General features: G+C 41.4%; 1 protein-coding gene. It reads left to right on the top strand.

The annotated features are described in order from the left end of the window. Nucleotides 1–12: 12 nt before the first annotated feature. Nucleotides 13–437 (top strand): DUF4372 domain-containing protein (locus WFH18_RS17790; RefSeq protein WP_336755407.1); only part of this gene is annotated, 425 nt, incomplete at its 3' end.

The following is a 437-nucleotide window of genomic DNA, read 5'->3' as shown; positions in this document are numbered from 1 at the left end:
AGGATTCAGGTTTTGTCACATCAGAATACCGTATTTCATGAGCTAATTAAACCTGTTGTGCGACAGGATTTTGAACAACTTGCTAAAGTACACCATGTTGGACAGAAATTTAGAGCGGCTTCCCGGTGGGATCAGTTTATTGCCATATTGATGTCTCAATTCTCTTGTAGGCAAAGTCTGAGAGATATTCAATCCAATTTGGAGTGCCAACAGGAAAAGCTAAGTCATCTCGGAGCAAAGTCTATTCCCCGAAGCACGCTGGCACGAATCAATGAGCAGCAGCCTGCTGCCTTGTATCAACAGCTATTTTACAAGTTGCTTAAATACTATGAACACTCAAAAGTAGCTCATAAATTTCGCTTTAAGAATCCCTTGTATTCCTTGGATGCCAGTCATATTGACCTGTCGCTTTCCTTATGTGAATGGGCCAAAGTTCA

The sequence above is a fragment of the Acinetobacter sp. USHLN143 genome (assembly GCF_037145695.1).
In the GTDB taxonomy this organism is placed as follows: domain Bacteria; phylum Pseudomonadota; class Gammaproteobacteria; order Pseudomonadales; family Moraxellaceae; genus Acinetobacter; species Acinetobacter fasciculus.
The sequence above is the reverse complement of the archived record's forward strand: the minus strand, read 5'-3'. Positions and strand labels throughout refer to the sequence as shown.